Raw genomic sequence first — 25,980 nt, 5'->3', positions numbered from 1 at the left:
CACCACCACCGGTCGGCCCGCCGGGCGGCCCCACGGGTGGCGGCGGGCCCGGCGCGCCACCGCCGCCGCCCGGTGTGGAGGGAGCCACGCTGGACGACGGCGTGGTCGTCGTGGTGGTAGTGGTGGTGCTGCTGCTCGGCCCTTTATTGCCACCACCGCATCCCACCGCGAACACGAGCATGGCGGCACCGCCGAAGAGCGCGACCGAAGTCCTGGCTGCAGATCTCATCGAAGTCCCCAATCCCCACTTGCACCACGGCAACTGGTTCATTTCTCTTACCCCGGCACGCGCCCGGGCAAACGGGAGTGGAGGGGGTGACTTCTACCCACGAACGGTGATGGCCCATCACCGGGATGGGCCATCGAACAAAGCGGGTTCGACTAGCAGTCGAGACCGGACACGCAGCCGGCAAGCGTGGCCGGGTGGACGCCGGCGCCGGTCGACTGGGGCGGGGCGGGCACGACGCTGGACGACGAGTGCGTCGCCGGTGCCACCGCAGCGTCCGTCGGGCTGGCGCCTACCCCACCGAATCCGACCGTCAACGCCACCACCGTCATCCCGCCGAACACGGCAGCCGCCGTCCTGGTTTGCACCTTCATCAGCCGCTCCTTCCTGCCCCAGCGCGTCGCACGAGTGGCGCGCATCCATACCCACAAACCTACCCCTGTGCAACTATTGCAGAAAGAAACATTGCGCGTCAGCTACGGCTGGGCGGCTGTCCGCGAACGCGTCGCGAAGGGCGGTGATCGCTGCTGGGGCAACGGGAAAACGCAACCAAGAGCGGGAGCGTTGGGTGCCGATGGCCCATCTCGGGCTAATGGGCCATCGGCGATTCCAAATCGTATCCTCGGACAACTGTTGCTATGCGGGAATGAACTCCCAAGACATTAAGAAATTTTCTTATTCGTAAATTGGATACCGCGTTCGAGGCGTGACACGCCGCTACAGGCCCGAATCGGCGGGACCGGTTACCTGCGTCACCGGAACGGCGGCGTCCGCTCCCTACGCTTCCTTGGTGATCAACTTCCGCAGCGCCACCCGGTCGGGTGTCAGCAGCTCGGCGATGCGTGGCTTGTTCACCTCGGCGACGATGATCTCGCCGACCTCCTGATAGACCTCGCTGAAGATCCCGTGGGACTTCATCTTCTCGGTCTGATAGAGGTTGTCCTCGGTCGGCGTCACGTAGTACACCGCGTCGGCCTTGAACCGGTGCACCAGCCAGAGGTGGATCAGCGTCATCAGGCGCTTTTGGCGCAGCTTCTCGGCGAAGGTGTTCTGGTCACGCACCTGCAGGATGCTGCGGCCGTGCCGATCCTTGATGGGATCGACGACGACGTTGGCCAACTGCTCGTCCCCGTTGCCATAGATGCCGAGCTCGAGAACGTCCGAACCGGCGCGGCGGGGTCGCAGGGTCACCCGCAGCTTCTCGCCGAGCTTGTAGTTCTCGCTCCAGAGCGCCAGCCACTCCTCCAGCAGCTTCTTGGGCACCTCCGTCTGCGCGAGGTGCTGATGCTGGGTCGAGCCCTTGCCCATCGCCTTGGTGGTCGCCGTACGCCCGGACGACGCCTGCAGCGCCGCGTCGCTGCGCGGCCCGCCGACCAGGGTCTGCGGGGTGCGGTAGGGCGACTCGACCAGGCGCATCTTGCGCTGCAGCCGAGCAAGCGCCAGCATGCCGTCCTGCTGCAGCGACGTCGCGAACTCCTCGGCTGCGACGCCATCGATCTGGTGCCCGCCGTAGGTGATGAAGTTGAAGACGAACCCCATCTTCCCGAGCTCCTCGGGGAAGCGCTTCATCTCCTCGTCGGTCATCCCGGTGGTGTCCCAGTTGAAGGACGGCGAGAGGTTGTAGGCGAGCATCTGCTCCGGGAATTCGGCGTGGATCGCGTCGGCGAACTGGCGGGCGTCGGCGAGATCGGCGGTCTTCGTCTCCATCCAGAGGATGTCAGCGAATGGCGCGGCCGCGAGCGACTTGGCGATGGCATACGGAATGCCGCCGCGGATCTGGTAGTAGCCCTCCGGGGTCTTCGACAACTCCGGGTCCCACGGCGGATCGACGCCCAGTTCCTTCGCCTTCTCCCGGGCGGCGTAGAGCGACGCGCGGGCCGCGAATTGGCGCCATTCGTCGGGAGTCATGCGCGGCGACTCGTCTTCGGTCTCACCGAACGACAGCACCTCCGCGACGGCCTCGCTGTAGGTCATCAACCCTGCATCGTCCTCCCACGCCGCCACGAATCGCGACTCGACCTGGTCGAAGAGGTCGTCGATCGAGTGTTGTCCGTCCTCATGCCGGGCGTTCACGGCGTCGGAGATCAGGCTCTGGATGCCCTGGCGCTCGAGCCAGGCGGTGGCGGAGGCGTACTCGGACTCGGCGAGAGCGTAGAGCAGGTGGCCGTTGAGCTCCTTGACTCCCAGCTCGTAGAAGCGCCGGACCAGCGCCAGGAAACAAGCCTTGTACGAAGGGATGTTGAGGTTGGTGGCGCCGAGCAGGAACGGCTGGTCGCGCTCGTCGGCGCGGCTGTCGATGAGGTTGGCCGCCTCGGCGTCGGTGCGGGCGACGATGATGCCGGGCACCTTCATGATGTCGAGTTGGAACCGGGCCGCGTTGAGCCGTTTGATCTGTTCGTCCGACGGCACCAGCACCTTGCCGCCCTGGTGTCCGCATTTCTTGGTGCCCGGACGCTGGTCCTCGATGTGGTAGCCGGCCACACCGACCTCGACGAAGCGGCGGATCAGGTTGCGCACGTGCGGATCACCGCCGTGGCCGGTGTCCGCGTCGGCGATGATGAACGGGCGGTAGTCGTACGCCGGTGTGGTGGCGCGCTGCCGTTCGGTCATGTTCAGGCGCAGGTACTGCTGATTGCGGTCGGCGGTGAGCAGGGCGCGCACCAGCACCGCCGCGTCGTCGGGCACCTGGCTGAGGGGGTAGCTGGCGAGGTCGGGACCGGGATCCTCGGTGGTGGAGCCCTTGGCCGAGGTCGCCCAGCCGCCGAGGTAGATGCCCTCGATGCCCATCCGCTTCATGGCCACCGCCTGGCCGGGCGAGTAGGGCCCGAATGTCGTGATGCTCTTCTTCGCGGCGAACAACTCGCGCAGCCGGTCGTAGAAGGCGGCGGCCGCGTTGCGTGCCACCGGGTAGTCCGTCGGGATGGTGCCGCGTTGCTCGACTACCTGGCGGGCCGTGTAGAGGCGCGTGATGCCGGCGAAGCGCGGGCCGTCGATGTATCGCTGCGTGGCAGCGATGTCGTCTTCGAACGATGTCCGGACCTCGGTGTCCGAGTCAATGATGGCCATGGCCCTACGCTCCTCTTCAGCACGATTCCCCTGGACGGAGTCTATCCCCGGAGATGACCTTTCAATCAGGGGCCGAAAGACCCATCCCAAAACTGTTGCCGGACGCCTGTATCCGCAAGCGGGCGACCGCACGAACCCGCCGCGAGGCGGGGGCCGGGCGATCTCGGCGTGCGCCGCCCCGGCTCGCCGGGGCGCCCGATGGCGGCAACGGCCTGCGGGACAACGGCTTTCGAGACGAACGCAGCCCCGGCTCAGCCCGGATCGTCGGCCGCGCGCCGGGTCAACCACTCCCGCTGGCGACGGACGAACTCCGCGTCGACGACCCTTCCGTGGCCCGGCACGTAGATGGCGTCCGCCCCGCCTACCGCGAGCAGCCGCTCGAGGGTGGCCGGCCAGGCCGGCAGATCCGAGTCGGCGTCGATCGCGGGATCGCCGGACTCTTCGACAAGGTCGCCGGTGAACACGACGACCGGGTCGTCGGCTCCCCCCCGGGCGACCACCACCAGGTCGGAAGTGGTGTGGCCACGGCCCAGGTGGGCGATCGTCACGGTACGGCCGCCGAGGTCGATGGCGGCGTCGTAGAGTCCGCGCCGCGGGGGCCGCAAGGCCGCGATCGCGCGGTCAATCTCTGCGGTGTCGGCGCCGTGGTGCAACGCGTCGTCGCGCATCCGGTCGGTTTCCGCCGACAGGTACTCGACCACCTCGGGCGCGCAGTGGATCTCCGCGTCCGTGAAGAAGGAGGAACCCAGCACGTGGTCAAAGTGGTTGTGGGTCAGCACGATATCGCTGACCGGGCGGCCGGCGAGCCGTTGCGCGCCGGCGTCGATCGCGGCCGCCTCCGCGAGCGTCGTGCCGGTGTCGACCAGCAATACCTTGGTGCGGCCCCACACGAGTCCGACCGTGACGTCGCAGAACGGCAGCCGGCAGCGATGCACGCCGGCCGCCAACCGCTCCCAGGCGAGATGCACACCAGCAAGGTAGCGCCCGGCGCCGGGCCAAATACGTCGGAAATAGTTGACACGTCGGAATCGGCCGACGTAGTGTCCGATGGTGGTCAGCACCGAGCGCGTCTTCCTCGCGCTGGCGAACCCGGTGCGGCGGGAGTTGCTGGAGATCCTGTCCGAGCAGCCACTGTCGGCGGGGAAGCTCAGCGAGCGGTTCGACCTCAGCCGCCCAGCGGTGGCCGAGCACCTCAAGGTGCTGCGCGACGCGGGGCTGGTGGCCGACGAGCCGCAGGGGCGCCACCGCATCTACCACCTGACCGCGGAACCGCTGGCACAGCTCGGTGAGTGGCTACATCCGTTCGAGAAGTTCTGGCGTGCGCGGCTGACCAAACTCGCCGAGGCGGCAGAGGAGTTGGAATGACCGAAACGACGTCGACGCCCGCGACCATCCGGGTGGACCAGTTCGTGGCGGCCCCACCGGCGAAGGTGTGGCGGATGCTGACCGAGCCCGATTTGATGCGTCTGTGGTGGGCCGAGGGCGACGTCGCCGCGGTGGCGGGCCACCAGTTCACCCTCGACATGCCGGGCTACGGCAAGCAGCCGTGCAAGGTGCTCGAAGTCGATCCGCCGCACCGCTTCGTCTATACCTTCACCTCCGCCTGGACGCTCAGCTGGCGTCTCGAGCCGGAGGGCAGCGGTACGCGAGTGTTCTTGGAGCACAGCGGGTTTGACATGAATAACCGATGGATGGTCGAGGCCTTCGACCAGATGGGTCCCGGCTGGCGCGAGGTCGTCCTGCCCCGCCTCGCCGACGCGCTCACGCTGGCCTGAGCGCCGAGAGGAGGATTCGCGATGCGCGCAGTCGTCATCACGAAGCGCGGCGCTCCGTCGGTGCTGCGGGTCCAGCAGCGGCCCGATCCGCCGCCGCCGGGCCCGGGACAGCTGCGGGTGGCGGTGCGCGCGGCGGGCGTGAACTTCGCCGATCACCTCGCCCGCGTCGGCATGTACCCCGACGCGCCGAAGCTCCCGGCGGTCGTTGGCTACGAAGTCGCCGGGACCGTCGAGGCCGTCGGCGACGGTGTCGATCCCGGCCGCGTCGGCGACCGCGTGCTGGCGGGTACCCGCTTCGGCGGCTATGCCGAGATCGTCAACGTGGCCGCGAGCGACTCCGTGCCGCTGCCGGCCGCGATGAGCTTCGAACAGGGCGCCGCCGTCCCGGTCAACTACGCGACCGCGTGGGCCGCGCTGCACGGTTACGGGTCGCTGCGCGCCGGTGAGAGGGTGCTGGTGCACGCCGCCGCCGGCGGGGTAGGCATCGCGGCCATCCAGTTCGCGAAGGCCGCCGGGGCCGAGGTGCACGGCACCGCGTCACCCGCGAAACACGAGAAGCTGGCCGAACTGGGGGTGGACCGGGCGATCGACTACCGCCGCGACGGATGGTGGCGGGACCTGGATGCGTACGACGTGGTGCTCGACGCGCTGGGCGGCACATCGCTTCGGCGGTCCTACGCGCTGTTACGGCCGGGCGGAAGGCTGGTCGGGTACGGGGTGTCGAACCTGCAGCACGGCGAGAAGCGCTCGCTGCGGGCGGCCGCCCCGCACGCGTTGGCGATGCTGCGCGGGTTCAACCTGATCGACCAACTCTCGGAGTCCAAGGCGGTGATCGGCCTCAACATGCTGCGGCTATGGGACGACCGCGGCACGCTCGAGCCGTGGATCACTCCGCTGGCCGAGGCGCTCGGGGACGGGACGATCGCTCCCGTCGTCCATGCGGCGGTGCCGTTCGCCGAGGCGGCGGAGGCGCACCGCATCCTTGCGGCCCGGGAGAACATCGGCAAGGTGGTATTGGTGCCGTGAGTTTTTAGCGGCGCCGCAGTGGTTATCTATCCTGCATGGCTGTCACCGAATCCCGCGAGGTCGTCATCGAAGCGACACCGGATGAGATCCTGGATGTGCTGTTCGACATCGAATCGCTGCCCGAGTGGTCCTCGGTTCATCAGAAGGTGGAGGTTCTCGAGCGGGACGATCAGGGCCACCCCACCAGGTCTAAGCAAGTGGTCAAACTCGTCGGTGTCAGCGACGAGCAGGAGTTGGCGTACACCGTTCACGACGACGGTGTCAGCTGGACTCTGGTCAGCGCCAAACAGCAACGCGCGCAGGACGGTCGCTACACGCTGACGCCCGACGGAGACTCCACCCGGGTGAGCTTCGATCTCACCGTCGACCTGCTGATGCCCGTGCCCGGGTTCTTGATCAAGCGGGGGTCCAAGAGCCTCATGGACACGGCCACCAAGGGATTGCGCAAACGCGTACTGGAGCGCAAGGGCGGCAAGTAGCGGCGCCCAGGCCGTCAAATCGGGCGCTTCCGGATGGCCGCCGCGCGAGCGACACTGTCCATATGAAACCGAAACCCGTGAGCAACCTGCGGCGGGTCGCATCGGTCGCCGGTGCGCTGGCGATCGTCGCGGTGGCCGGCTGCGGCGGCCATGGTGACACGCGGATGACGGCGCCGTCGAATCCGAAGGTCACCACACTCGGGCGGACCGCCCCGGCCGCCCCCGCCAACGCGCCGTTGACAATCAGCAGTCCGGCGTTTCTCGACGGTGCGCCGATCCCCGTGCAGTACACGTGCAAGGGTGCGAACATCGCGCCGCCGCTGACATGGTCGGCGCCGCTGGGGGCGGCACTCGTGGTCGACGACCCGGACGCCGTCAACGGCCTCTACGTGCACTGGGTGGTGGTCGGTATCCCGCCCGGTTCCGGCAGCACCGCCGACGGTCAGACGCCGGCCGGCGCGACCACGCTGCCGAACACCGGCGGACAGTCCGCATACAAAGGTCCCTGTCCGCCGTCCGGAACCGGCACGCACCATTACCGGTTCACGCTCTACCAGCTTCCCAACGACTACCGCCTGCCCGACGGGCTCGCAGGCGTCCAGGCGGCACAGGCGATTGGCGCCGCCGCGACCGCGCAGGCGCAGCTCACCGGAACCTTCGGGGGCTGAGCGTCAGGCCATGTCTTCGAGCGCCTGATAGCCGGCGTTATAGCCGGGCGTGAACGTGATGCCGGGCCCGCCGTGGCATCCCGCACCGCCGAGGTAGAGGCCGTCGATGGGAATTGGAAAGTCCAGGAATCCCTTGGGGCCGGGCCTGTTCGGACCCATCAAATCCGGATGCAGCAGCCCGTGGCAGAAGTCGCCGGCGGGTGCGCCGAACATCGTGTTCATGTGGTACGGCGCAAACGTGATGTGACGGATCACGATGTCCTTGAAATTCGGTGCCAGTCGGGTGATCTTGTCGATAACACGCTGTGCCATCACATTTTTGAGTTGCCCGTGATCGTGGCGGTCCACCTCGACGGGGAAGGCGTACGCGTAGGCGCTCGCGGCGTGTTTACCGGGCGGCGCCATGCCCGGATCGTGTACGGACGGGATCTGCATTCCCATCGACGGATTGTCCGGCACCACCCCCCGACGGCAGTTCTCCCAGTTCAGCTGTTGTTCCTCCGGAGACCCGAAAATCCCCACCGACTGCTGCATGCCTTCCTCGTTCAAAAACTCGTACGGTGGGGCGAATTCGGGAAGTCCGTCGAGGGCGAAGTGGATTTGCACGAAGGACGCGCGGTGGTCGCGGCCGGAAACGCGCGAGATCAGCTCCGCCGGCACGTGTTCGGGAGCGATGAACTCGGTGAGCGTGACGTCCGGCGCGAGGTTGGACACCACGATCGGCGCGGTAACCGTCGAGCCGTCGCGCAGGCGCACCCCGGTCACCGCGCCGCGGTCGACCAGGATCTCCTCCACCTTGCTGCGGAAGCGGATCTCACCGCCGTGCGAGACGAAGAGCTCACGCAGGTGTTCGGTGAGCGCGCCGATGCCGCCCTTGAGTTTGGTCATCATCGCCGTGCTGTCGTCCGGCACCGCCAGAGCGAACGCCAGGCAGGTGGCGCTGCCCGGCGTGTAGGGGCCGCGGTAGGTGGAGTTGACGGCCAGGAACGCGAGCATCCCGCGCATGACCGCGTGCCTGTCCTTGTCGGGCAGGTAGCGGTCGATGACGTCCATCGCCGACCCGAACAGCATCTCGTGAATGGCGCGTCGTTCGGCGTCATTGGCCGCGCAGGCGTACATCTCGTCGAGGGTCTTGGGCGGTGTGCGAACATCGAAGCGGCCCAGTGCCTTTGCGGGCCCTTGGCTCCACCCGATCAACTCGGCCATGCCGGTGACGGCCTCGATGCCGTGCTTGGAGCCCAGGTGCGTCATCAGCTGCATCGGGTCGCGGTAGAACACCATCGGCTCCTCGCCGTGGTCGCCGATGTTGGTCGACATCACCTCCGGCTCCACCGTGGGCAGGGTGTCCAGCCCGAGATCCTTGGTGATCCGGCTCGCCGTCGGAAACTGGACGGAGCCGGCGATCTCGTACCGGAAGCCGTCGATCAGCTCGACGGTCGCGGCCATGCCCCCCGCGTAGGTGTTGGCTTCCAGGCACAGGGTTCGCAGGCCCGCGCGTTGCAGGACCGCGGCCGCGGTCAGTGCCCGCTCCCACGACGATCGCGTCGTAGTCCGACATGGCGTCCTCCCTGAATTGGCGCGTGACAAGAATATGTCAGTACTGACATGATTGGAAGATGTCAGTCCTGACTAATTTCGGCCGGCTGGGATACCATTCCAGCGGAATGAACGCGCCGACCAACCGTCATGAGCTACGCCGACGATCGACGCACGAGGCGCTGCGTCAAGCGGCATTGAAAAGCTTTGTGCGCAAGGGATTTACCAACGTCACCGTGACCGAGCTGGCCCGCGAGGCCGGCGTCACCGAACGGACCTTCTTTCGCCATTTCCCCACCAAGGAGGCGGTGCTCTTCCAGGATTACGAGACGCAGCTGGCGTGGCTGGCCGAGGCGCTCGCCGAGCGGCCCGCCTCCGAGTCGTTATTCGATGCGGTGCTGGCGAGCGTCGCGGCCTTCCCGCACGACCTCGAAGTGGTCCGCCAGGCCGCGACGGCCCGCGCGGAGTTGATCAGCGCGGAGCGCGTCGCGAGCCATCTGCGTGTCGTGCAGTCGTCGTTCGCCCGGGTGCTGACGGATTTCGTCAGGGATCGCAACCCCGGCGTGGCGAACATCGATCTGCTCGCCGAGGTCACCGGCTCAGCCGTGGCGGCCGCCCTCGTTGTGGCAGTGGAGAATTGGGGCCGCAATGGCTGCACCGGCGATCTCGGCGCGCTCGTCGCGTCCAGCCTGGAGCTGCTGCGCTCGGGTTTTGCGCCGCTCGCCTGATCGGTTGAGTGTGCGCCCACGGTGGCGACACGCCGACGAAGGCCGCCGTGGGCGCACACTCAAAGCCGTCAGCGCACACTCAAACGTTTCGCGCGCTCTCGCGCGCCGCCTCGACGAAGCGGCGCGGCAAGAACGCTATCGAGACCGGGCTGGTGGGGGCTTTGCGCAGCATGACGAACCGGACGCCGGGGTGGCGGCAGAATCCTCAATCGCGCGACCGGGCCGGGCTCAGTACAGCGGTGACCAGTCCGACGTCCGCAGCAGGCGGCTCTGCCACTGGTCGCGGTACTGCAGGGCGTCGAACATGTAGCTGCCCGGCGCCCGGTGCTCCTGCGGGATCTCCTTGGTCAGCAGGTGGACCAGCGCCGCGTAGTTGTTGGAGTCATCGATCTTCTGCCACAGCATGGCCTCTCGGCGTCGATTGCTCCCATGTGCCACCTGGAAGCACGCCTGGATGTCGAGGATGCGCATCCTGGCCGGCGCGTGGGACAGGGGCCGATAGATTGACGACGGCCGCTGAAGGCTTCGAGCGTAGACATCTCCGCTTCGAGCGATGTATTCGTCGAACTTGTCCGGGTAGGGCCACATGGTGTCTTCCATGTAGAGGCTGAGGTCGTGCTCTCGCCCGTCGACCGGCACCTCCGCCAACGGCAGATCCTGCAGCGGCGACCACGGCAGCGGCGCCAGCAGTTTGGCGTCGACGTCATAGCGCAGTTCGTCCAGCTCGCGCATCCACGCCTGCAGATCACCCCGTTGCACTCGGAGCGCGAGGCGCTCCCACGCCGCCCCGTCCCGGACCGCGGTGACGGTCACCACGGTGTAGGACGGCCCGCTGCCCTGGGCGTGGCCGGCGTACCACAGCAATCGGGCGTCGTCAGCGGCGGCGAGCATGGGCAGCCAGCCCTGCCGGAACGCGGCCTCGAAGTCGTCTTCACAGCGGCCGCGCACCTTGTGCACCTCGTGCATGAACAGCACGTCGAGACGGTAACTCCGAACGCGTTGTCGGGTCTACGGGTGCGCATCGCGCCCTGGACAGCCGAGTTGGGAACTGGTTTGCTCGACTCAGTAAATACCTCACCGGGCAGGAGTCGCCGATGGCCCGTCTCAACGTGCCGGATGGCCCGGGCGGTGAAGCCGCCATGATCTGGACGCTACGGCCGCAACTCGGCGACATGGTGGAGCGGATGATCCGCGGCGCATACCAGCAGAGCGTTCTGCCGCCCGACGAGCGCGAACTGGCCAGGATGCGCATCGCCCAGATCAACGACTGCGTGGCCTGCTCGGGTTTTCGGGCCCAGTCCGTGCTGGACGCCGGTGTCGCGCCGGAGCTCTACGACAACGTCGCGGCGCACGCCAGTTACCCGGGCTACACGGCGCGCCAACGGCTTGCCATCGAATACGCCGAGCGCTTCGCCACCGACCATGCTTCGCTGGACGACACCTTCTTCGGGCGGCTGCGGGAGTCGTTCTCGGACCCCGAGATCCTCGATCTCACCCTCTGCGTCGCGGTGTTTCTCGGCCTGGGGCGCTCGTTGACCGTGCTGGGCGTCGACCAGTCCTGCGCAATCGATCTCTAGTAAGGAACCGGATGGACCTGGCGACCGTCGACGAACTGCTGACGACGACGCGGTCAGTGCGTAAGCGCCTCGACTTGGACCGGCCGGTCGACCGCGAGGTGATCCTCGAGTGCATCCGGCTGGCGATGCAGGCGCCCACGGCGAGCAACGCGCAGGACTGGCGCTGGCTGGTGATCACCGACGCCGGCAAGCGCGCCGCAATCGGCGAGATCTATCGCAGCATCGGTGCGGAATACCTTGCTTACGCGACCAAGGAGGCGTCCGATCCGCAGACCCGGCGCGTGTACGCCGGCGCGCTGGCCCTCACCGAGACGCTGGACAAGGTTCCCGTGCATGTGATCCCGTGCCTGGCGAACCGCATCGACAACTCCACACTGCTGACCGCCGCGTCGGCCTGGGCGTCGATCATTCCGGCCGGCTGGAGCTTCCTGCTCGCCCTGCGGTCGCGGGGGCTGGGATCGGTGTGGACGACGATGCATCTGGCCAAGGAAAAAGAAGTGGCCGAATTGCTCGGTATCCCGGACACGGTCACGCAGGCCGCGTTGTTCCCGGTGGCCTACACGATCGGCACCGACTTCCGGCCGGCCGTGCGGCCGCCCGCGGAAACCGTCACGTTCTGGGATAGCTGGGGAGACGGCTGATGCAGTCCTACACCGTGCGATTTCACGTCGATGCGCCGCCGGCGAAGGTGTGGCGGGTGCTGCATCCGCCCCCGCCGCCCAACACGCCGCGGCCGCGGGTCCTCAAATGGCCCACGGGCAGCATGGAGATCCTCAACGAGGGCAACGAAGCCGGCGAGGGCCTGGTCCGCACCTGCGTCTACCCGGTGCCCAAGTACCTGCTGTCGGGCGGCCGGGCACGGTCGTGGGAGACGGTCACCGAGGCCGAAACCAACAAGCTGTCACGCTACGTGGCCGTCGGCGCGCCGCTGTGGTCCCGGGCCGAGGGTTATCACCGGCTCGAGGAGCAGCCCGACGGCACCACCGTGCTGACCTTCCACGAGACCTACCACGCCTACAACCCGCTGCTGCGGTTCTTCCTCGAGCGCCCCGTGCACGCGAAGATTTCTCGCGACAATCTGGATACCTATGAGCACGCGCTCGGTTATGCCGGCCGAGTTCGGCGCCTCGCATAAGGGGTTCGTCGGCGCCGTGACCATGGGTTACGCGTACGGGGGCGCCGGCCGACCGATGCCGCTTTACGTGAATTTGGCTGTTCAGCCCGGTACGCTGACGTGCTATGGGGTTTGAGGCTGGTGTACCTACGGCCGGACGGTTGGCCGTCGCGGGGTTGATGATTGCGGGCTGGGCAGTGTCGGTGGGCGTTGCGGGGGCCGACCCGGACCCGACGGGACCCGCGCCGGGACCGCCACCCTCGTCGGCCGCACCGGCACCCTCTCCCGCCGCCTCGTCGGCGCCGTCGCCGGCCGCCTCCCCCGCGCCGTCTGCCGAGGCCTCACCGGCCGCCTCACCGGCACCGGAACCGAAGACGAGCATCGACAAGGACGGCATCTACAACGTCGGGTCCGACATTGTGCCGGGCATCTACAGCTCCGCGGGGCCCCTCGACAACGGCACCTGCTACTGGAAGCGGATGGGCAATCCGGACGGCAACATCATCGACAATTCGATGACCAAGAAGCCTCAGGTGGTGCAGATCGACCCGACCGACAAGGCGTTCAAGACGTCGGGTTGCCAGCCCTGGCAGCTGACCCCGGACGCCGTCCCACCGCCCAACACGCCTCCCGCCGGTGTGCAGAGCGCGCTCGGCCTCCTCAACGGCCTGCTCGGCGGACAGGGCGGACAGCGGCCTCCCTCGCCCGCTCCCCACTCCTGACGGTTCCTGACGGGCCGTGGCCAGTGCGCAGCAAATTGTCGTCGTCGGTGCCGGTGTCAGCGGTCTGACGTCGGCCGTATGCCTGGCCGAGGCCGGCTGGTCGGTGCGAGTCTGGACGGCCGCCACGCCACAGCACACGACCTCGAAGGTGGCGGGCGCGGTATGGCTGCCGCCGCGGCCGGCGGAGCGCGCCAGCGACACGCTGGATTGGACCGGACACTCCCTGCGGGTCTTCCGCGAACTCGCGGACGACCCGGCCTCCGGCGTTCAACTGGCTCCGGCGATGGCGGTCGGTGAATTGACTGCGGCCGAGGCGATGTCGTCCGCCGCGGCATTGATCCCCGGCCTGCGCCCCGCCGACCCGACCGAACTTCCGGACGGCTATGGCAACGGCTTTCGCGCCACGCTGCCGATGATCGACATGCCGCAGTATCTCGACTACCTGACCCGGAGGCTGGCCGCGGCCGGCTGCGCGATCGAGGAGCGTCCGGTGCGGTCACTGGCCGAGGTCGCCGACGCCGCACCGATCGTGGTCAACTGCGCCGGTCTCGCCGCGGCGTCCCTGACCGGCGACGACAAGCTGCGCCCTCTGTTCGGTCAGCACGTCGTGCTCACCAATCCGGGTCTGCGGCAACTATTTCTGGAAATCAACGGCGGGCCGGAATGGACCTGCTACTTCCCCCACCCGCAGCGGGTCGTGTGCGGCGGCATCAGCATCCCCGGCCGCTGGGACACCACCCCGGATCCCGACGTGACCGAACGAATCCTGCACCGCTGCCGCCAGATCGAGCCACGGCTCGTCGAAGCCGAGGTGATAGAGATCATCACCGGGCTGCGTCCCGACCGCGCCTCGGTGCGGGTGGAGGCCGAACCGCTCGGGCGAGCGCGTTGCATCCACAACTACGGCCACGGCGGCAACGGCGTGACCTTGTCGTGGGGTTGCGCGCGCGACGTGGTCCGCCTCGCCGCCCAGCGGGAGGCGCGGTGAGCATCGACTACGCGCTGGACGCCCATGTCGCCACCATCACGATCAACCGCCCCGAAACCCGCAACTCGCTGGACATGGAACACTTCCGCGACCTGGCCCACGCGTGGGCGGCGTTCCGCGACGACGCGAGCGCGTGGGTGGCCGTGATCACCGGTGTGGGACAAGACTTTTGCACCGGGGCCGACCTCAAGAAGTTCATCCCCGAGCTCACCGGTGATCTGCCGCAGCCCGAAGGGTGGAACAAGGACGACGCCATCCACGCCGTCCTGCACCGCTTTCCCGTCTACAAGCCGATCATCGCCGCGATCAACGGCACCTGCGTCGCGGGCGGCTTCGAAATGTTGAGCTCCACCGACATCCGGGTGGCGGTGCCCGCCGCGCGATTCGCGGTGATGGAGCCCAAGCGGGGCCTTTTCGCCGGCGGTGGCAGCACCGTGCGACTGCCGCGTCAGATGCCCTACCCGCTGGCGATGGAGTTGCTGCTGACCGCCGACATGGTGGACGCGGAGCGGGCGCTGACGATGGGGCTGATCAACCGCGTGGTCCCGCCGGAGCGGCTGATGGATACCGCGTACGACTACGCCGAGCGCATCGCGGCGAACGCCCCGCTCGCGGTGTTCGCGACGAAGCAGTCGGCCGTGGAGGGATTGGCGCTCGACCTCGCGTCGGCGTATGACAACGAAACCCGGCACAGCGACCGCATTTTCGAGACCCAGGACGCCAAGGAGGGCCCGCGGGCCTTTGCCGAGAAGCGGCCGCCGCGGTGGCAGGGCCGCTAGCGCCGGCTGACGTCCCGAATGATCAGCGACAGCACCCAGCTCACGATGGACAACACGATCGCGGCCCAGATCGCCGTCCACCAGAAATGATCGATCTGCAAACCCCAATGCGTGGTGTGCTCGGTGATCCGGGCGGTGATCCACAACATCAGCGCGTTGACGACGATGTGGAACAGCCCAAGCGTCAGGATGTACAGCGGGATCGACAAGAGCTGGACGATCGGCTTGATGAACGCGTTGACCAGACCGAAGATCACGGCGACGACGAAGATGATGCCGACCCGCTCCAGCTTCGTGTCACCGCCGACGAACGTGATCCCATGGACGAACTTCGTGACCAGCCATAGCGCGAAACCGGTCAGCGCGGCGCGAAGCAGAAAAGGGCCCATGCCGACGATCTTCTCACCAGGCATGGACGAAGGGCAGCCGAATCTGCCACGAGGCGTTCGGCTTCGCCGACCGCTCGCTGCTAAGCGTTGCCGTGCTGCCCCTCTGCTGCCAGGTACTTCACCATCTGGCACAGGTTGACAATGGCCGCGCTCAACTTATAGATAGTGGCGTCCCGATCTGCCACACACGACTGCCAATCGGGGAACTCCTGCGGGGCTTTCTGGTTGTCCGCGTTGAGGTGCATTTTCTGCTCGATCTGGTCGCACAGATCCGCGAGGGTCAACTGTCCCGGCGCGCTGCTATCGGAGAACCATTTGTCAGTCATCTCAGATCGTCGCCTCCCAAAAACCGCCTGCTTTCTCTCGAGGCTATCGGGCCGTCTGCTACGAGCATTGCGCAGGCACTCAATTCAAGTTGTAGAAGCGCTCGGCGTTGAGCCCGCCGATCTTTTCCCGGGCGTCTTCGCTGATATCCGGGCGTGTCCGCAGGTGCTTGGTGCTCTGCGGCCATTCGCCGTCCCAGTGCGGGTAGTCGCTGGCGAACATGATGAAGTCGGCGCCGAGCACGTCGATCACCCCGGGCAGGATCGGTTCCTCCGGCTCGCACGTCACCCAGATGTTGCCGGCGGCCAGGTACTCGTGGGGATCGCGCCGCCAGCCGCGTTCGACCCAATCGCCCCGCTTCTCGTAGTGCTCGTGCAGGCGATCCATGAAGAACGGGACCCAACCCGCGCCCGCCTCGAGGAAGGCGACCCGCAACCGCGGGTGCCGCTCGAAGACGCCGCCGGAGACCAGCGCCGTCATGGCCGTCATCTGGTCGAACGGGAAACTGATGCAGTGCACCTGAATGTAATTGGTGAAGCGGTCCACACCGATCTTCGGCAGGTGAATGCCCGGGGCGCCGTGAATGCCCAGCGGCATGTCGAGATCGACCGCGGCGGCGTAAAAGGCGTCCAGGTCGGGATGGTCAAGATTACGGGTCTTGAGCGCCGGCGGAACCAGAGTCGCCACCAGCCCAAGCTCTTTCGCTTCGGTCATGACGTCGATCGCCGCCTGGCCGTGCTCGATCGGCGTTACCGCGACGCCGCGCAACCGTCCACCCGACGGGGCACAATAATCCGCGATCCACTGGTTGTAGAGCCGGGAGAAGCCGGCCCCGAACTCGGGATCCTCGAGCGTCGGGGCGCATAGCCCCAGGCTCGGGTACAGCACCATGGTGTCGATGTGGTCGCGGTCGGCATCGCCCAGCACGCCTTCGGTCGATCGGCAGTTGATGTCCGGCGCCTTGCTGATGCCGTGCTCCGGCGGACAACCGGCACCAGGGCCCTGATCCTCCGGGTAGCTGCGTCCCTCGAACGTCAGCCGGCTGCCGTCGGCGGCGGGCTTGACGTGCTGCGGCCAGCGTTTGATCGCTTCGATTGCCAGCGAGGGGTTCTCGGCAACGTGTCCGTCGGCGTCGATGATGCGCATGTTCGCAACTTACTCTCGCGCCATCGCGCTCGGTACTGCACGATGCTGACGTGACAACTCAACGGTTGACCGCCGATCAGCGAAACTCGTTCATCGCGGCGTTGTTGGGCTGGACGATGGACGCGTTCGACTACTTCATCGTCGTGCTCGTCTACGCCGACATCGCGAAGACGTTCCACCACAGCAAGGCGGAGGTCGCCTTCGTCACCACGGCCACCCTGATCATGCGTCCCGTCGGCGCGCTGCTGTTCGGGCTGTGGGCCGACCGCGTCGGTCGGCGGCTGCCGCTGATGGTCGACGTGATGTTCTACTCCGTGGTCGGCTTCCTGTGCGCGTTCGCCCCGAACTTCACCGTGCTGGTGATCCTGCGCCTGCTCTACGGCATCGGCATGGGCGGCGAGTGGGGCCTCGGCGCCGCGCTCGCCATGGAGAAGGTCCCCGTGGAGCGCCGCGGCTTCTTCTCGGGGCTCTTGCAGGAGGGATACGCGTTCGGCTACCTGTTGGCGAGCGTCGCCTCGCTGGTGGTGATGAATTGGCTCGGGTTGTCGTGGCGATGGCTGTTCGCTTTGAGCATTGTCCCCGCGCTGGTCAGCCTGATCATTCGCTACCGGGTGGAGGAATCCGAGGTATGGGAAGCCGCGCAGGATCAGATGCGGATCACCAGCACGAGGATCCGCGACGTGTTGCGCGACGGAGCCATCATTCGGCGGTTCTTCTATCTGGTGCTGTTGATGACGGCCTTCAACTGGATGAGCCACGGCACTCAGGACGTCTACCCGACCTTCCTGACGTCGACCGCCAACCACGGCGCCGCCCTGTCCAGCGCGACCGTCAAGTGGATCGTCATCGTCTACAACCTCGGCGCCATCATCGGCGGCCTGTTCTTCGGCACGCTGTCGCAGCGATTCAGCCGCCGCTACACCATCATCTTCTGCGCGCTGTTGGGACTCCCGATCGTTCCGCTGTTCGCCTACTCGCGAACGGCGGCGATGCTGTGCCTCGGCTCGTTCCTCATGCAGCTGTTCGTCCAAGGCGCGTGGGGCGTGATTCCCGCCCACCTGACCGAGATGTCGCCGGACGCCATCCGCGGCCTCTACCCCGGAGTCACCTACCAGCTCGGAAACCTGCTGGCCGCGTTCAACCTCCCCATCCAGGAACGACTGGCCGAGTCGCGCGGCTATCCCTTTGCCCTGGCGGCGACGATCGTGCCGGTGCTGATCGCCGTGGCGTTCCTGACCTTCATCGGCAAGGACGCCACCGGAATCCGGTTCGGCACCACCGAAAGCGCTTTCCTGCCAACCGAAGTGACGTGAGCGCTAGCCAGCGGCGCTCAGCAGGCGCAGCAGCAGGTGCATCGCCACCGTCGTCGAGCGCTCCCGGATGTCGGAGCGGTTGCCGGGCAACCGCAACGTGCGGGTGTCCGTGCGTCCGTCCGCAATTGTGACGGTGAAACAGACTGTGCCCACCGGCTTTTCGGGAGTTCCCCCGCCCGGCCCGGCGATGCCGGTGATCGCGACGGCCGTGTCGGCGCCGAAACGGCGCAGCGCGCCGGCCGCCATCGCCTCGGCCACCGGCTCGGACACCGCGCCGCGGGCCTCGATCAGCGCCGGATCGACGCCCAGAAGTTCCGCTTTCGCGTCGTTCGAATAGGCCACCACCCCGCCGGCCACATAGTCCGACGATCCGGGCCGGTCGGTCAGCCGCGCCGCCAGCAGCCCCGCGGTGCAGGACTCGGCGGTCGCGATCCTCCGGCCGGCCAGTCCTCGGCCGACCAGATCATCCACCGTAGAACCATCTTCGGAGAACAGCTGCTGTGCGTGTCGGTCACGCACCAGCTGCATCAGCTTCGCGTAACTGGCGGCGGCGTCCGGCTCGTAACGCGTGACCATCTCGACTTCGCCCCGCCGCAGGCAGGTGGTGATCTCGAGCGACTCGAAGCCGGGCACCGACGCCTCGGCGTCGCGCAGCGTCTCGGCCAGACCCGACTCGGGCAACCCGAACATTCGCACGGTCTCCTGCCGATAGAGCGTTCGGCCGGCGATCGCCTGCTGAGCCGCGGGCGTCTCGATCGCCCGGTGCCACATGGGCTGCAGCTCGCGCGGCGGGCCCGGAAGCACGATGACCGTCGGCTTGCCGGGCACCACCACGCCGGGCGCGGTGCCCACCGGGTCGAGCACTTGCGACCCGGCGGGAATCATCGCCTGCTTGCGGTTGGCGGCACGCACCGCCTCGAAGTCCACGCCCTCGAACCGCGCCATCAGCTTCTTCAGGATGTTCGCGATCTTGTTCTCGGTCTCGTCGTCCAGCACCAGCTCGCGGTTGCAGAACCGCGCCACCACCTCCACGGTCATGTCGTCGGCCGTGGGTCCAAGGCCACCGCTGGTAACGATCAGGTCCATGCCCTGGTCCGCCATGAAGCGCAGCTGCGCCTCGATGTCCGCCGGGCGGTCGCCACAGATCGTGATGTGCGCCAGCTCGACACCCAGCTCCAACAGGCGGTCGGCGATCCACGGGCCGTTCGCGTCCTGGACACGACCGGTGAGGACTTCGGTTCCGGTGACGACGATTCCTGCGCGCGCGCTCACCGCCATGAGCCTACTGGCAGGGCTGAGAGACAATGAGCCGATGATCGAGCTAGAAGTCTTGCAGGCCGACGTCACCAAGCTCGAAGTCGACGCGATCACCAACGCGGCCAACACACAATTGCGGCACGGTGGCGGGGTCGCCGCGGCGATTGTCCGCGCCGGCGGCCCCGACGTGCAGCGAGAATCGACCGAAAAGGCGCCCATCGGGCTCGGGGACGCGGTCGAGACGACGGCAGGCGACATGCCGGCGAGCTACGTCATCCACGCCGCGACCATGGAGCTCGGCGGCCCGACCTCGGCGGAGATCATCGCGCGGGCCACCGATTCCACGCTCCGGAAGGCGGACGAGCTGGGCTGCCGCACCCTCGGCCTGGTGGCCTTCGGCACCGGCGTCGGCGGCTTTCCGCTGGATGAGGCGGCGAGGGTGATGGTCGGCGCCGTCCGGCGACACCAGCCGAAGTCGTTGGAGAAGGTGGTGTTCGCGGTTCACGGCGACGCGGCCGGGCGCGCGTTCCGGGACGCCGTTGCCGGCTAATCGTCTTCGAGGTAGCGCTCGACGGAGGCGACCTTCTGCGTCATCGCGTCGCTGACACCGGCCCGCCAGTCCGCCTTGATCACCGTGCTGACCCGGGGCGCGCGTGCGGCCACCGCTTCGACAGCTCGCTGCACGACCGCCATGACTTCTGCCCAGGTTTCGCCCTCGATCACGGTGAACATCGAATCCGTCTTATTGGGTAGGCCGGAATCGCGCACCACCCGAACCGCTTCGGCGACGATCTCACCGACACCCTCGCCCACACCCATGGGCGTGACGGAGAACGCGACAAGCACGGACACTCAACGAGCGTACCCAACCTTGGGTCGGGCCTGGCAGCATCAAGGCGCATGCGGGTCTTGGTGCAACGGGTCGCGTCGGCGACGGTGGCGGTCGGCGGCGAAGTGGTGGGCGGCATCCGGCCCGCCGGTCAGGGCCTGCTGGCCTTCGTCGGCGTGACCCACGACGACGACTTGGACAAGGCGCGACGGCTCGCCGAAAAGCTCTGGTATCTCCGCATTCTCACCGACGAACGGTCGGCCGCCGACGTCAACGCGCCGATCCTGGTCGTCAGTCAGTTCACCCTTTATGCCGACACCGCCAAGGGCCGACGACCGTCCTGGAATGCTGCCGCACCTGGCGCGGTCGCCGAGCCGCTGGTCGCGGCGTTCGCCGAGGCGTTGGAGCGGCTGGGTGCCGAGGTCCAGACCGGGGTGTTCGGCGCCCACATGCAGGTCGAGTTGGTCAACGACGGCCCGGTCACGGTGCTTCTCGAGCTGTGATCCGCGATTGCAGGTACGTTGAATAGGTCGGTTTCCGGCGCCGATCGAGGAAGGGGCGACCATGAGCGCGACGCCCGAGTTCGGCTCGCTCCGTTCCGACGATGACCACTGGGACATCGTCAGCAGCGTGGGCTACACCGCCCTGCTGGTGGCCGGGTGGCGGGCGCTGCATGCCGTGAGCCCGCAGCCGCTGGTCCGGGACGACTACGCCAAGCTCTTCATCGAGGCGTCGCGAGACCCGTATTTGGCGGGGGTGCTCGCCAACCCGGGGACCTCCGAGGACGAGATGGCCTTTCCCCGCCTCTATGGCGTGCAGACCCGGTTCTTCGACGACTTCTTCGTCGCCGCCGGCGAGGCGGGCATCCGGCAGGCGGTGATCGTCGCCGCGGGCTTGGACTCCCGCGCATATCGACTCGAATGGACCCAGGGCACAAGGGTTTTCGAGATCGACCTGCCGAAGGTGCTGGAATTCAAGGCGCACGTGCTCGCACAGCACGGTGCCAAACCCAAGGCCCCCAGGGTCGAAGTCGCCGCCGATCTGCGCACCGACTGGTCGAGGACGCTGGAAGCGGCAGGCTTCGACGTGGAACGCCCCAGCGCCTGGTCGGTGGAGGGAGTGCTGCCCTACCTGACCGATGAGGCCCAGAACACGCTCTTCACCCGGATCAGCGGCCTCAGTGCGCCCGGCAGCCGAATTGCGATCGGCGCGTTAGGGTCTCGCCTGGACCACGACCAGCTGGCCGCCTTGGAGGCGGCGCATCCCGGCGTCAATATGTCCGGCGACGTCGATTTCTCCGCACTGACCTACGAGCCGCAGACCGATCCCGCGGAACGGCTGGCCGCGCACGGGTGGAAGGTCGAACCCGTCCGCAACACGCTCGACCTGCAGGCCGGTTACGGGATGGCCCCGCCGGACGTCGATGTCAAAATCGACAGTTTCATGCGGTCCCAATACATCACCGCCACACGGTAGGGGCTAGGGCGTCAACAGGATTTTCACGTCTTCACCCGACCGCGACGCGGCGGTCGCGTAGCCCTTGGCCGCTTCGTCCAACGGCAGCGTTGTGGTGAAGATGCCGTCGACGTCGAGCCGCCCGGACTGCAGCAGCGGGATCAATTCCGGCCAGGTGCGCTGCACCGGCGCCGTCGTCATCCGCAGCGTGATGCTGCGGATCAGGCAACCCAGGGCGTTGAGCGGGAACGGATTCATGTCGTGCACACCGACAACCGAAACCGTCCCTCCCGGCCGCACCGCATTGAGTGCGTCCGTAAGGGATGCGTCCGTGGCGACGGCATCGATCACCGCGTCGGCGCCGCGGCCCTGGGTGGCGGCGAGGATGGCCTCGACCGCCGGCGCCTTGAGGGGCGTTGCGCCCCACCGGGCGGCTCGGTCCAACCGCCCCTGCACCTGATCGACCGCGAAAGCCGTTGCCGCGCCCTGGAACAGTGCGCTGCGCAGGGAACAGAGGCCGACGGCGCCCAGGCCAATGACCGCTACGGTGCCGCCGAACGGAATGTCGGCGCGTTGCGCCGCCGCCCAGCCCGTGGCGAGGTTGTCGGTGAGCAGCAGTGCCTGTTCGGTGCTGATGCCCTCCGGCACCTTGAGCAGCTGGAAGTCGGCCGCCGGTACGGCCAACAGGTCGGCCTGCGCGCCCCCGAGCACGCCCCCGCCGAAGATCTGGAAGCCGTTGTGGCACATGACCGGATCGCGGGTGGCGCAGCCGGCGCAGGCGCCGCAGCCGGTCACCGAGGACACCATCACGAGGTCGCCAGCCTTGACGGTGCGTACCTCCGGTCCCGCCGCCACGACGGTGCCGATCGCTTCGTGGCCCAGCGCAATCGGGTCCGGCATCGGAAAATCGGCCTCGTAGAAGTGCAGGTCGGATCCACAGATGCCGGCGGCGGCTACCTCTACGATCGCCCCGTCGGGTCCCGGAACGGTGGGATCGGGCCGGGTGTCGACCCGGATGCTGTGGGGCCCGTCGACGACTACCGTACGCATACTGGCGTGCTCACTTTCTGTGCCGCACAACGAATTGTGACCAGTCGGGCTCGCGCACCGCGGCCCAGTACTCGTTGAGGCGCCACGGGCTGACGGTGTGGATCTCTCCGTCGGCGTTCTTGAAGTAGGAGTGTTTGACCGCCGGGTGCGCCCACACCATCTTCTTGATCTGGGTCTGCGTCCGCTCGTGCCAATCGGTTGCGGCGTCGGGCTTCGGCTCCAGCGAATGCACGTCTGGGTCGGCCAGTCGCGCCAGGCACTGGTCGATGTAGCGCATCTGCAGTTCGGACTGAAAGATCAGGCTGCCCCCGTGGGCCAGGTGGGTCCCGGGCCCATAGATGATGAACAGGTTGGGGAACTTCGGAACGGTGATGCCGAGGTAGGCGTACGGGCGGCTCCCCCACATCTCCCGCAGGTCGATGCCATCGCGACCGGTGATCTTCAGGGGCCACAGCACGTCGGTGTGCCGGAAACCGGTGGCGTACACGATGACGTCCACGTCATGCGCCACGCCGTCCTCGGTGACGATGCCGCGCGGGGCGATCCGCCGGATGGGCGTGCGCACCAATTCGACGTTGTCCCGTTGGAGTGTTTGCAGCCAGCTGCCGTTGTCTTGCAGGGTCCGTTTGCCACACGCCGGATAGTCGGGCATGACCTTGGCCAGCAGGTCGTGGCCGTCACCGATCTGACTGGTGATCCACTGGGAGAACATCATTTGGGCCGCGGCGTTGATGGCGCTGACGGCATGCTCCTGGTCGGCATAGTCGGGGTCGCCCTCCGCGGCGTCCAGACCCTTGTCGGATCCCGGCCAGAGCACGAGAAAGCGGTACCACCGCCCGTAGAACGGCAGGTGTCGCATGGCCCAGCGCATCCCCTCGCCGACCTCGTCGTGATACATCGGGTTTGGGAACATCCACTGCGCGGTCCGCTGAAACACGGTGAGGTGCTCAACATCCGCGGCGATGGCGGGGGCGATCTGGAAACCACTGGCGCCCGCGCCGACGAGCGCGACACGCTTGCCGCTGATGTCGACGGCGTGGTCCCAGGCGGCGGAGTGGAACGACGGCCCCGCGAAGCTATCGGCGCCGTCGAACTCGGGAATGTTGGGCCGGTTCAACTGACCGACCGCGGTGATCAGGGCACGAGCGCGCACCGTGCTCGTCTGGCCCTCGGCGCCACGCAGTTGGATGCTCCAGGTGGCGTCGTCGTCGACCCACTCGGCGGCCAGCGCCTCGGTATTCCACAGCACGTGCTCGGCCAGACCGTGCTTCGTCATGACCTCGGTGAAGTAGTCCTGCAGCTCGTGCTGTTCGGCGAAGAAATGTGTCCAGTCGTTGTTGGGTTCGAAGCTGTAGCAATAGAAGTGGTTGGCCACGTCGACGCGGGCGCCGGGATAGCTGTTCTCCCACCAGGTTCCGCCCGGCCCCGCGTTCTTCTCCACGATGGTGAAGGGAATGTTGGCCTGCTTCAGCCGGATTCCGGCCAGGATGCCCGATTCGCCGCAGCCGACCACGAGGACCGGAATATCGGCCGCGCGGTCGGCCGGCAGGGTCGGCGGGCGGCGTGGATCGACCCCGTCGAGGTCCATCTCTTCCAGCACCAGCGGCAGATAGTCGTCGGTCACGTGCTCACAGGCCGCCCAGTCCATCATTTCGCGAATGAGGTCGATGCTCAGCGGCTTCGGCTCGGGACAACCGCGGTCTCGATAGTCGGTGATCACCGGCAAGGCGGCCGCGCGGGCCCGGGCCTTGTCCTCCTCGGACATGAACCCCTGAATCTCGTTGAGGAAGACGCCCATCTGCTTGAAGTCCCGGATAAAGCGCGGGTCGCCGGTGATGTGCACGAGCGAAAGCAACAGTGTCGGGATGCTGACATCCGCGAGGGCGGTCTCGATCTCCGCCGTGGACGTCGTGAAGGGATCGCCGGCATAGGCGCTGCGCATCGGGCGGATCCTCTCGGTGAACGGGGCCTCCCAATTACGCTACTTGCCGTGTCGTAATTGGCAGCACTACGCTACCCGCTGGCGAGGGAGGGGATCAATAGCCGGACCGCTACGGCGGGTCGTCGTCATCGTCGTCTTCGGCCCAGGACCTTCTCGGGGTGGTGGAAAGTCTTGGTGCGGGGTTGTCCGCGATCCTGGGGTACCGCGCGTTTGCGGGCGTGTGGCGGCGGGATCCATTCCGTGTCGCCGTTGGCAAACTATTTGGTGCTTGTACCTCCGAGTGCTGTGTACAAATCGAGGTTTTTCTGGTCGCAACCGGTTTAGGATCCGGCGCAAGGCGCAGAGACGCAGTCGCAATAATCCGTGAGCGCTGCCACCGGTGAGGGCGGAACGCCGCTGGACCACCCACGCCGAACCGCGAGGAGAAAACGATGCGCATCGATATCACCTTCCCCTCCGGCGACGACAAGTGCGCCGGCTGGCTGTACCGGCCTGAGGGCTTCGAGGGACCGCGCCCGCTGATGGTGATGGCGCACGGCTTCAGCGGGACCAAGGAGATGCGCCTCCCCGCCTACGCCGAGCGCTTCTGCGCGGCCGGGATCGGGGTGCTGCTGTTCGATTACCGACACTTCGGCGCCAGCGGCGGCGAGCCCCGCCAACTGCTCGACATCTCCCGCCAGCACGCTGACTTCCGCAGCGCTCTGGCGTACGCGCGCGACCTCGACTGGGTCGATCCGGAGCGCGTCGGCCTGTTCGGCAGCTCGTTCTCCGGCGGCCACGTGCTGGCCGTCGGGGCGGCCGACGGGCGGGTCGCGGCGATCGTCTCGCAGTGCCCGTTCACCGATGGTCTCGCGACCCTGCCCGCGCTCGGGCTGAAGGCGATCATGCGGGTCGCTTTCGCGGGGCTGCGCGACCAGGTCGCCGCGCTGCGTCGCGCCGCGCCGTATTACATCCCCGTCGTAGCACAGCCCGGCGGCTTCGGCGTGATGACCAAGGACGATGTGGTATCCGGCTGGACCACGATCCTCGAGCAGTCGGTCGACCCGCAATGGGAAAACCGCGTCGCCGCCCGGATCGTGCTGCGGATGGGGATGTACCGCCCGGGTCTGAAGGCAGCGAAGCTCCCCTGCCCAGCGCTGTTCTGCATCTGCGAGCAGGACTCGGTCGTGCCCGCAGAGCGGACGGCCAAGCTGGCCGCGCGGGGACCCCGCAACGAGATCAAGCACTATCCGGTCGGACATTTCGACATTTACGTGGGTGAGGAATTCGAGCGAGCGGTCGCCGATCAGACCGAGTTCCTCGTGCGGACGCTGAAGCCTTAGGCGCGCGCAGCCGCTGACTGAGTAGACGGCCTCAACGGGCAGCCGGCCGGTTGGCCGATGACCACCGCCTTGTGCTCGGCCTCCTTGGGCCTGGCCAACCGCCGTGCTTCGATTGACCGACAACGCAGCTTTCGTGACGTCAGCGGTCACGGGTCTTTTTCTGCGGACTCTTCTTCCGCCATTGCTTTTTCCGGGTGGTGGAAGGTGTTGGTGCGGGGTTGTCCGCGGTCCTGGTGGGGCGGTGGGATCCATTCGATGTCGGCGTTGGC

At 67.3% G+C, this 25,980-nt stretch carries 28 protein-coding genes and 2 pseudogenes; 17 read left to right on the top strand and 13 right to left on the bottom strand.

Annotation, left to right across the window (positions count from 1 at the left end):
* The 4 genes and pseudogenes from A5678_RS27700 to A5678_RS00425 all read right to left on the bottom strand — a co-directional run.
* Positions 1-229, bottom strand: a pseudogene (locus tag A5678_RS27700) (hypothetical protein); the annotation flags it as partial.
* A 152-nt stretch (positions 230-381) separates the two neighbouring features.
* On the bottom strand, positions 382-600 hold the full coding sequence (locus A5678_RS27405) for a hypothetical protein (protein ID WP_068036788.1): 219 nt from the start codon (positions 598-600) through the stop codon (positions 382-384).
* A gap of 403 nt (positions 601-1,003) precedes the next feature.
* Positions 1,004-3,292, bottom strand: coding sequence for an isocitrate lyase ICL2 (gene aceA, locus A5678_RS00430; RefSeq protein WP_068036781.1), 2,289 nt, complete (start codon positions 3,290-3,292; stop codon positions 1,004-1,006).
* A 251-nt stretch (positions 3,293-3,543) separates the two neighbouring features.
* The gene (locus A5678_RS00425; protein ID WP_068036799.1) at positions 3,544-4,260 is read right to left on the bottom strand and encodes an MBL fold metallo-hydrolase; all 717 of its coding nucleotides are present in this window, start codon (positions 4,258-4,260) and stop codon (positions 3,544-3,546) included.
* Between the two features lie 79 nt (positions 4,261-4,339).
* On the opposite strand from A5678_RS00425, the gene A5678_RS00420 reads away from it, so the two are divergent.
* The 5 genes from A5678_RS00420 to A5678_RS00400 all read left to right on the top strand — a co-directional run bounded on the left by A5678_RS00420 (position 4,340) and on the right by A5678_RS00400 (position 7,240).
* Complete coding sequence (locus A5678_RS00420) at positions 4,340-4,657, top strand: helix-turn-helix transcriptional regulator (RefSeq protein WP_068036778.1); 318 nt, start codon at positions 4,340-4,342, stop codon at positions 4,655-4,657.
* The gene (locus A5678_RS00415; protein WP_068036775.1) at positions 4,654-5,067 is read left to right on the top strand and encodes an SRPBCC domain-containing protein; all 414 of its coding nucleotides are present in this window, start codon (positions 4,654-4,656) and stop codon (positions 5,065-5,067) included. The genes A5678_RS00420 and A5678_RS00415 overlap by 4 nt, the downstream gene beginning before the upstream one ends.
* A gap of 21 nt (positions 5,068-5,088) precedes the next feature.
* Positions 5,089-6,093, top strand: coding sequence for a zinc-binding dehydrogenase (locus A5678_RS00410; protein WP_068036772.1), 1,005 nt, complete (start codon positions 5,089-5,091; stop codon positions 6,091-6,093).
* A 35-nt stretch (positions 6,094-6,128) separates the two neighbouring features.
* Entirely contained in the window at positions 6,129-6,572 is a 444-nt protein-coding gene (locus tag A5678_RS00405) for an SRPBCC family protein (RefSeq protein ID WP_068036769.1), read from the top strand.
* Between the two features lie 62 nt (positions 6,573-6,634).
* Positions 6,635-7,240: a YbhB/YbcL family Raf kinase inhibitor-like protein gene (locus A5678_RS00400; RefSeq protein ID WP_068036765.1), complete on the top strand. Its 606-nt coding sequence runs from the start codon at positions 6,635-6,637 to the stop codon at positions 7,238-7,240.
* A gap of 3 nt (positions 7,241-7,243) precedes the next feature.
* Here A5678_RS00400 and A5678_RS00395 read toward each other — a convergent pair.
* Positions 7,244-8,798, bottom strand: a pseudogene (locus A5678_RS00395) (phytoene desaturase family protein).
* A 106-nt stretch (positions 8,799-8,904) separates the two neighbouring features.
* Here A5678_RS00395 and A5678_RS00390 point away from each other — a divergent pair.
* Positions 8,905-9,504 (top strand): TetR/AcrR family transcriptional regulator, encoded by a 600-nt coding sequence (locus tag A5678_RS00390; RefSeq protein ID WP_068036762.1) that lies wholly within the window; start codon positions 8,905-8,907, stop codon positions 9,502-9,504.
* A gap of 228 nt (positions 9,505-9,732) precedes the next feature.
* On the opposite strand, the gene A5678_RS00385 is transcribed toward A5678_RS00390, so the two are convergent.
* Positions 9,733-10,470 (bottom strand): hypothetical protein, encoded by a 738-nt coding sequence (locus A5678_RS00385; RefSeq protein WP_231983540.1) that lies wholly within the window; start codon positions 10,468-10,470, stop codon positions 9,733-9,735.
* Positions 10,471-10,598: 128 nt separating this feature from the next.
* Here A5678_RS00385 and A5678_RS00380 point away from each other — a divergent pair, with 128 nt between their 5' ends.
* The 6 genes from A5678_RS00380 to A5678_RS00355 all read left to right on the top strand — a co-directional run bounded on the left by A5678_RS00380 (position 10,599) and on the right by A5678_RS00355 (position 14,684).
* Entirely contained in the window at positions 10,599-11,081 is a 483-nt protein-coding gene (locus tag A5678_RS00380) for a carboxymuconolactone decarboxylase family protein (protein ID WP_068036755.1), read from the top strand.
* 11 nt (positions 11,082-11,092) lie between these two features.
* The gene (locus tag A5678_RS00375) at positions 11,093-11,722 is read left to right on the top strand and encodes a nitroreductase family protein (protein ID WP_068036752.1); all 630 of its coding nucleotides are present in this window, start codon (positions 11,093-11,095) and stop codon (positions 11,720-11,722) included.
* Positions 11,722-12,216 carry an SRPBCC family protein gene (locus tag A5678_RS00370; RefSeq protein WP_068036749.1) on the top strand — a complete coding sequence of 165 codons (495 nt, stop codon included), beginning with the start codon at positions 11,722-11,724 and terminating at the stop codon, positions 12,214-12,216. The genes A5678_RS00375 and A5678_RS00370 overlap by 1 nt, the downstream gene beginning before the upstream one ends.
* Positions 12,217-12,320: 104 nt before the next feature.
* Positions 12,321-12,917: a hypothetical protein gene (locus A5678_RS00365; RefSeq protein WP_197501998.1), complete on the top strand. Its 597-nt coding sequence runs from the start codon at positions 12,321-12,323 to the stop codon at positions 12,915-12,917.
* A 16-nt stretch (positions 12,918-12,933) separates the two neighbouring features.
* Positions 12,934-13,905, top strand: coding sequence for an FAD-dependent oxidoreductase (locus tag A5678_RS00360; RefSeq protein ID WP_068036747.1), 972 nt, complete (start codon positions 12,934-12,936; stop codon positions 13,903-13,905).
* Entirely contained in the window at positions 13,902-14,684 is a 783-nt protein-coding gene (locus A5678_RS00355; RefSeq protein ID WP_068036745.1) for an enoyl-CoA hydratase/isomerase family protein, read from the top strand. The genes A5678_RS00360 and A5678_RS00355 overlap by 4 nt, the downstream gene beginning before the upstream one ends.
* On the opposite strand, the gene A5678_RS00350 is transcribed toward A5678_RS00355, so the two are convergent.
* The 3 genes from A5678_RS00350 to A5678_RS00340 all read right to left on the bottom strand — a co-directional run bounded on the left by A5678_RS00350 (position 14,681) and on the right by A5678_RS00340 (position 16,543).
* Complete coding sequence (locus A5678_RS00350) at positions 14,681-15,073, bottom strand: phage holin family protein (protein WP_068036792.1); 393 nt, start codon at positions 15,071-15,073, stop codon at positions 14,681-14,683. The genes A5678_RS00355 and A5678_RS00350 overlap by 4 nt on opposite strands.
* Positions 15,074-15,153: 80 nt before the next feature.
* Positions 15,154-15,399: a hypothetical protein gene (locus A5678_RS00345; protein WP_068036742.1), complete on the bottom strand. Its 246-nt coding sequence runs from the start codon at positions 15,397-15,399 to the stop codon at positions 15,154-15,156.
* A gap of 79 nt (positions 15,400-15,478) precedes the next feature.
* Positions 15,479-16,543 (bottom strand): amidohydrolase family protein, encoded by a 1,065-nt coding sequence (locus A5678_RS00340; protein ID WP_068036736.1) that lies wholly within the window; start codon positions 16,541-16,543, stop codon positions 15,479-15,481.
* Between the two features lie 50 nt (positions 16,544-16,593).
* Here A5678_RS00340 and A5678_RS00335 point away from each other — a divergent pair, with 50 nt between their 5' ends.
* Complete coding sequence (locus A5678_RS00335) at positions 16,594-17,856, top strand: MFS transporter (RefSeq protein WP_197501997.1); 1,263 nt, start codon at positions 16,594-16,596, stop codon at positions 17,854-17,856.
* A gap of 3 nt (positions 17,857-17,859) precedes the next feature.
* Here A5678_RS00335 and A5678_RS00330 read toward each other — a convergent pair whose 3' ends face one another.
* Complete coding sequence (locus A5678_RS00330; RefSeq protein ID WP_068036728.1) at positions 17,860-19,134, bottom strand: competence/damage-inducible protein A; 1,275 nt, start codon at positions 19,132-19,134, stop codon at positions 17,860-17,862.
* Between the two features lie 34 nt (positions 19,135-19,168).
* Here A5678_RS00330 and A5678_RS00325 point away from each other — a divergent pair, with 34 nt between their 5' ends.
* On the top strand, positions 19,169-19,663 hold the full coding sequence (locus tag A5678_RS00325) for a macro domain-containing protein (protein ID WP_082945317.1): 495 nt from the start codon (positions 19,169-19,171) through the stop codon (positions 19,661-19,663).
* Here the strand turns inward: A5678_RS00325 and A5678_RS00320 are convergent.
* A complete protein-coding gene (locus A5678_RS00320; protein WP_068036722.1) occupies positions 19,660-19,965 on the bottom strand; it encodes an MTH1187 family thiamine-binding protein in 306 nt (101 codons plus the stop codon). The two genes, A5678_RS00325 and A5678_RS00320, sit on opposite strands and share 4 nt — an antisense overlap.
* A 48-nt stretch (positions 19,966-20,013) precedes the next feature.
* Between A5678_RS00320 and dtd the strand changes: the two genes are divergently transcribed.
* Positions 20,014-20,445, top strand: coding sequence for a D-aminoacyl-tRNA deacylase (gene dtd, locus A5678_RS00315; protein WP_068036718.1), 432 nt, complete (start codon positions 20,014-20,016; stop codon positions 20,443-20,445).
* Positions 20,446-20,506: 61 nt separating this feature from the next.
* Positions 20,507-21,418: a class I SAM-dependent methyltransferase gene (locus A5678_RS00310; RefSeq protein WP_068036712.1), complete on the top strand. Its 912-nt coding sequence runs from the start codon at positions 20,507-20,509 to the stop codon at positions 21,416-21,418.
* A 3-nt stretch (positions 21,419-21,421) separates the two neighbouring features.
* Here the strand turns inward: A5678_RS00310 and A5678_RS00305 are convergent, their stop codons facing one another.
* A complete protein-coding gene (locus A5678_RS00305) occupies positions 21,422-22,447 on the bottom strand; it encodes an alcohol dehydrogenase catalytic domain-containing protein (protein ID WP_068036709.1) in 1,026 nt (341 codons plus the stop codon).
* A gap of 10 nt (positions 22,448-22,457) precedes the next feature.
* Positions 22,458-24,389 carry an NAD(P)/FAD-dependent oxidoreductase gene (locus tag A5678_RS00300; protein ID WP_068036707.1) on the bottom strand — a complete coding sequence of 644 codons (1,932 nt, stop codon included), beginning with the start codon at positions 24,387-24,389 and terminating at the stop codon, positions 22,458-22,460.
* A gap of 431 nt (positions 24,390-24,820) precedes the next feature.
* Between A5678_RS00300 and A5678_RS00295 the strand changes: the two genes are divergently transcribed.
* Complete coding sequence (locus A5678_RS00295; RefSeq protein WP_068036704.1) at positions 24,821-25,711, top strand: alpha/beta hydrolase; 891 nt, start codon at positions 24,821-24,823, stop codon at positions 25,709-25,711.
* Positions 25,712-25,980 lie beyond the last annotated feature (269 nt).

Origin of the sequence: Mycobacterium sp. E2733 (genome assembly GCF_001667585.1) — a bacterium.
Classification (GTDB): domain Bacteria; phylum Actinomycetota; class Actinomycetes; order Mycobacteriales; family Mycobacteriaceae; genus Mycobacterium.
The sequence above is the reverse complement of the archived record's forward strand: the minus strand, read 5'-3'. Positions and strand labels throughout refer to the sequence as shown.

Coding starts and splice junctions, on each gene's coding strand:
- A5678_RS00420 (WP_068036778.1), top strand. CDS start 4,340: ATGGTGGTCAGCACCGAGCGCGTCTTCCTCGCGCTGGCGAACCCGGTG.
- A5678_RS00380 (WP_068036755.1), top strand. CDS start 10,599: ATGGCCCGTCTCAACGTGCCGGATGGCCCGGGCGGTGAAGCCGCCATG.
- A5678_RS00340 (WP_068036736.1), bottom strand. CDS start 16,543: ATGCGCATCATCGACGCCGACGGACACGTTGCCGAGAACCCCTCGCTG.
- A5678_RS00375 (WP_068036752.1), top strand. CDS start 11,093: ATGGACCTGGCGACCGTCGACGAACTGCTGACGACGACGCGGTCAGTG.
- A5678_RS00410 (WP_068036772.1), top strand. CDS start 5,089: ATGCGCGCAGTCGTCATCACGAAGCGCGGCGCTCCGTCGGTGCTGCGG.
- A5678_RS00385 (WP_231983540.1), bottom strand. CDS start 10,470: ATGCACGAGGTGCACAAGGTGCGCGGCCGCTGTGAAGACGACTTCGAG.
- A5678_RS27405 (WP_068036788.1), bottom strand. CDS start 600: ATGAAGGTGCAAACCAGGACGGCGGCTGCCGTGTTCGGCGGGATGACG.
- A5678_RS00405 (WP_068036769.1), top strand. CDS start 6,129: ATGGCTGTCACCGAATCCCGCGAGGTCGTCATCGAAGCGACACCGGAT.
- A5678_RS00370 (WP_068036749.1), top strand. CDS start 11,722: ATGCAGTCCTACACCGTGCGATTTCACGTCGATGCGCCGCCGGCGAAG.
- A5678_RS00390 (WP_068036762.1), top strand. CDS start 8,905: ATGAACGCGCCGACCAACCGTCATGAGCTACGCCGACGATCGACGCAC.
- A5678_RS00305 (WP_068036709.1), bottom strand. CDS start 22,447: ATGCGTACGGTAGTCGTCGACGGGCCCCACAGCATCCGGGTCGACACC.
- A5678_RS00345 (WP_068036742.1), bottom strand. CDS start 15,399: ATGACTGACAAATGGTTCTCCGATAGCAGCGCGCCGGGACAGTTGACC.
- A5678_RS00330 (WP_068036728.1), bottom strand. CDS start 19,134: ATGGCGGTGAGCGCGCGCGCAGGAATCGTCGTCACCGGAACCGAAGTC.
- A5678_RS00400 (WP_068036765.1), top strand. CDS start 6,635: ATGAAACCGAAACCCGTGAGCAACCTGCGGCGGGTCGCATCGGTCGCC.
- A5678_RS00295 (WP_068036704.1), top strand. CDS start 24,821: ATGCGCATCGATATCACCTTCCCCTCCGGCGACGACAAGTGCGCCGGC.
- aceA (WP_068036781.1), bottom strand. CDS start 3,292: ATGGCCATCATTGACTCGGACACCGAGGTCCGGACATCGTTCGAAGAC.
- A5678_RS00350 (WP_068036792.1), bottom strand. CDS start 15,073: ATGGGCCCTTTTCTGCTTCGCGCCGCGCTGACCGGTTTCGCGCTATGG.
- A5678_RS00325 (WP_082945317.1), top strand. CDS start 19,169: ATGATCGAGCTAGAAGTCTTGCAGGCCGACGTCACCAAGCTCGAAGTC.
- A5678_RS00415 (WP_068036775.1), top strand. CDS start 4,654: ATGACCGAAACGACGTCGACGCCCGCGACCATCCGGGTGGACCAGTTC.
- dtd (WP_068036718.1), top strand. CDS start 20,014: ATGCGGGTCTTGGTGCAACGGGTCGCGTCGGCGACGGTGGCGGTCGGC.
- A5678_RS00310 (WP_068036712.1), top strand. CDS start 20,507: ATGAGCGCGACGCCCGAGTTCGGCTCGCTCCGTTCCGACGATGACCAC.
- A5678_RS00365 (WP_197501998.1), top strand. CDS start 12,321: ATGGGGTTTGAGGCTGGTGTACCTACGGCCGGACGGTTGGCCGTCGCG.
- A5678_RS00300 (WP_068036707.1), bottom strand. CDS start 24,389: ATGCGCAGCGCCTATGCCGGCGATCCCTTCACGACGTCCACGGCGGAG.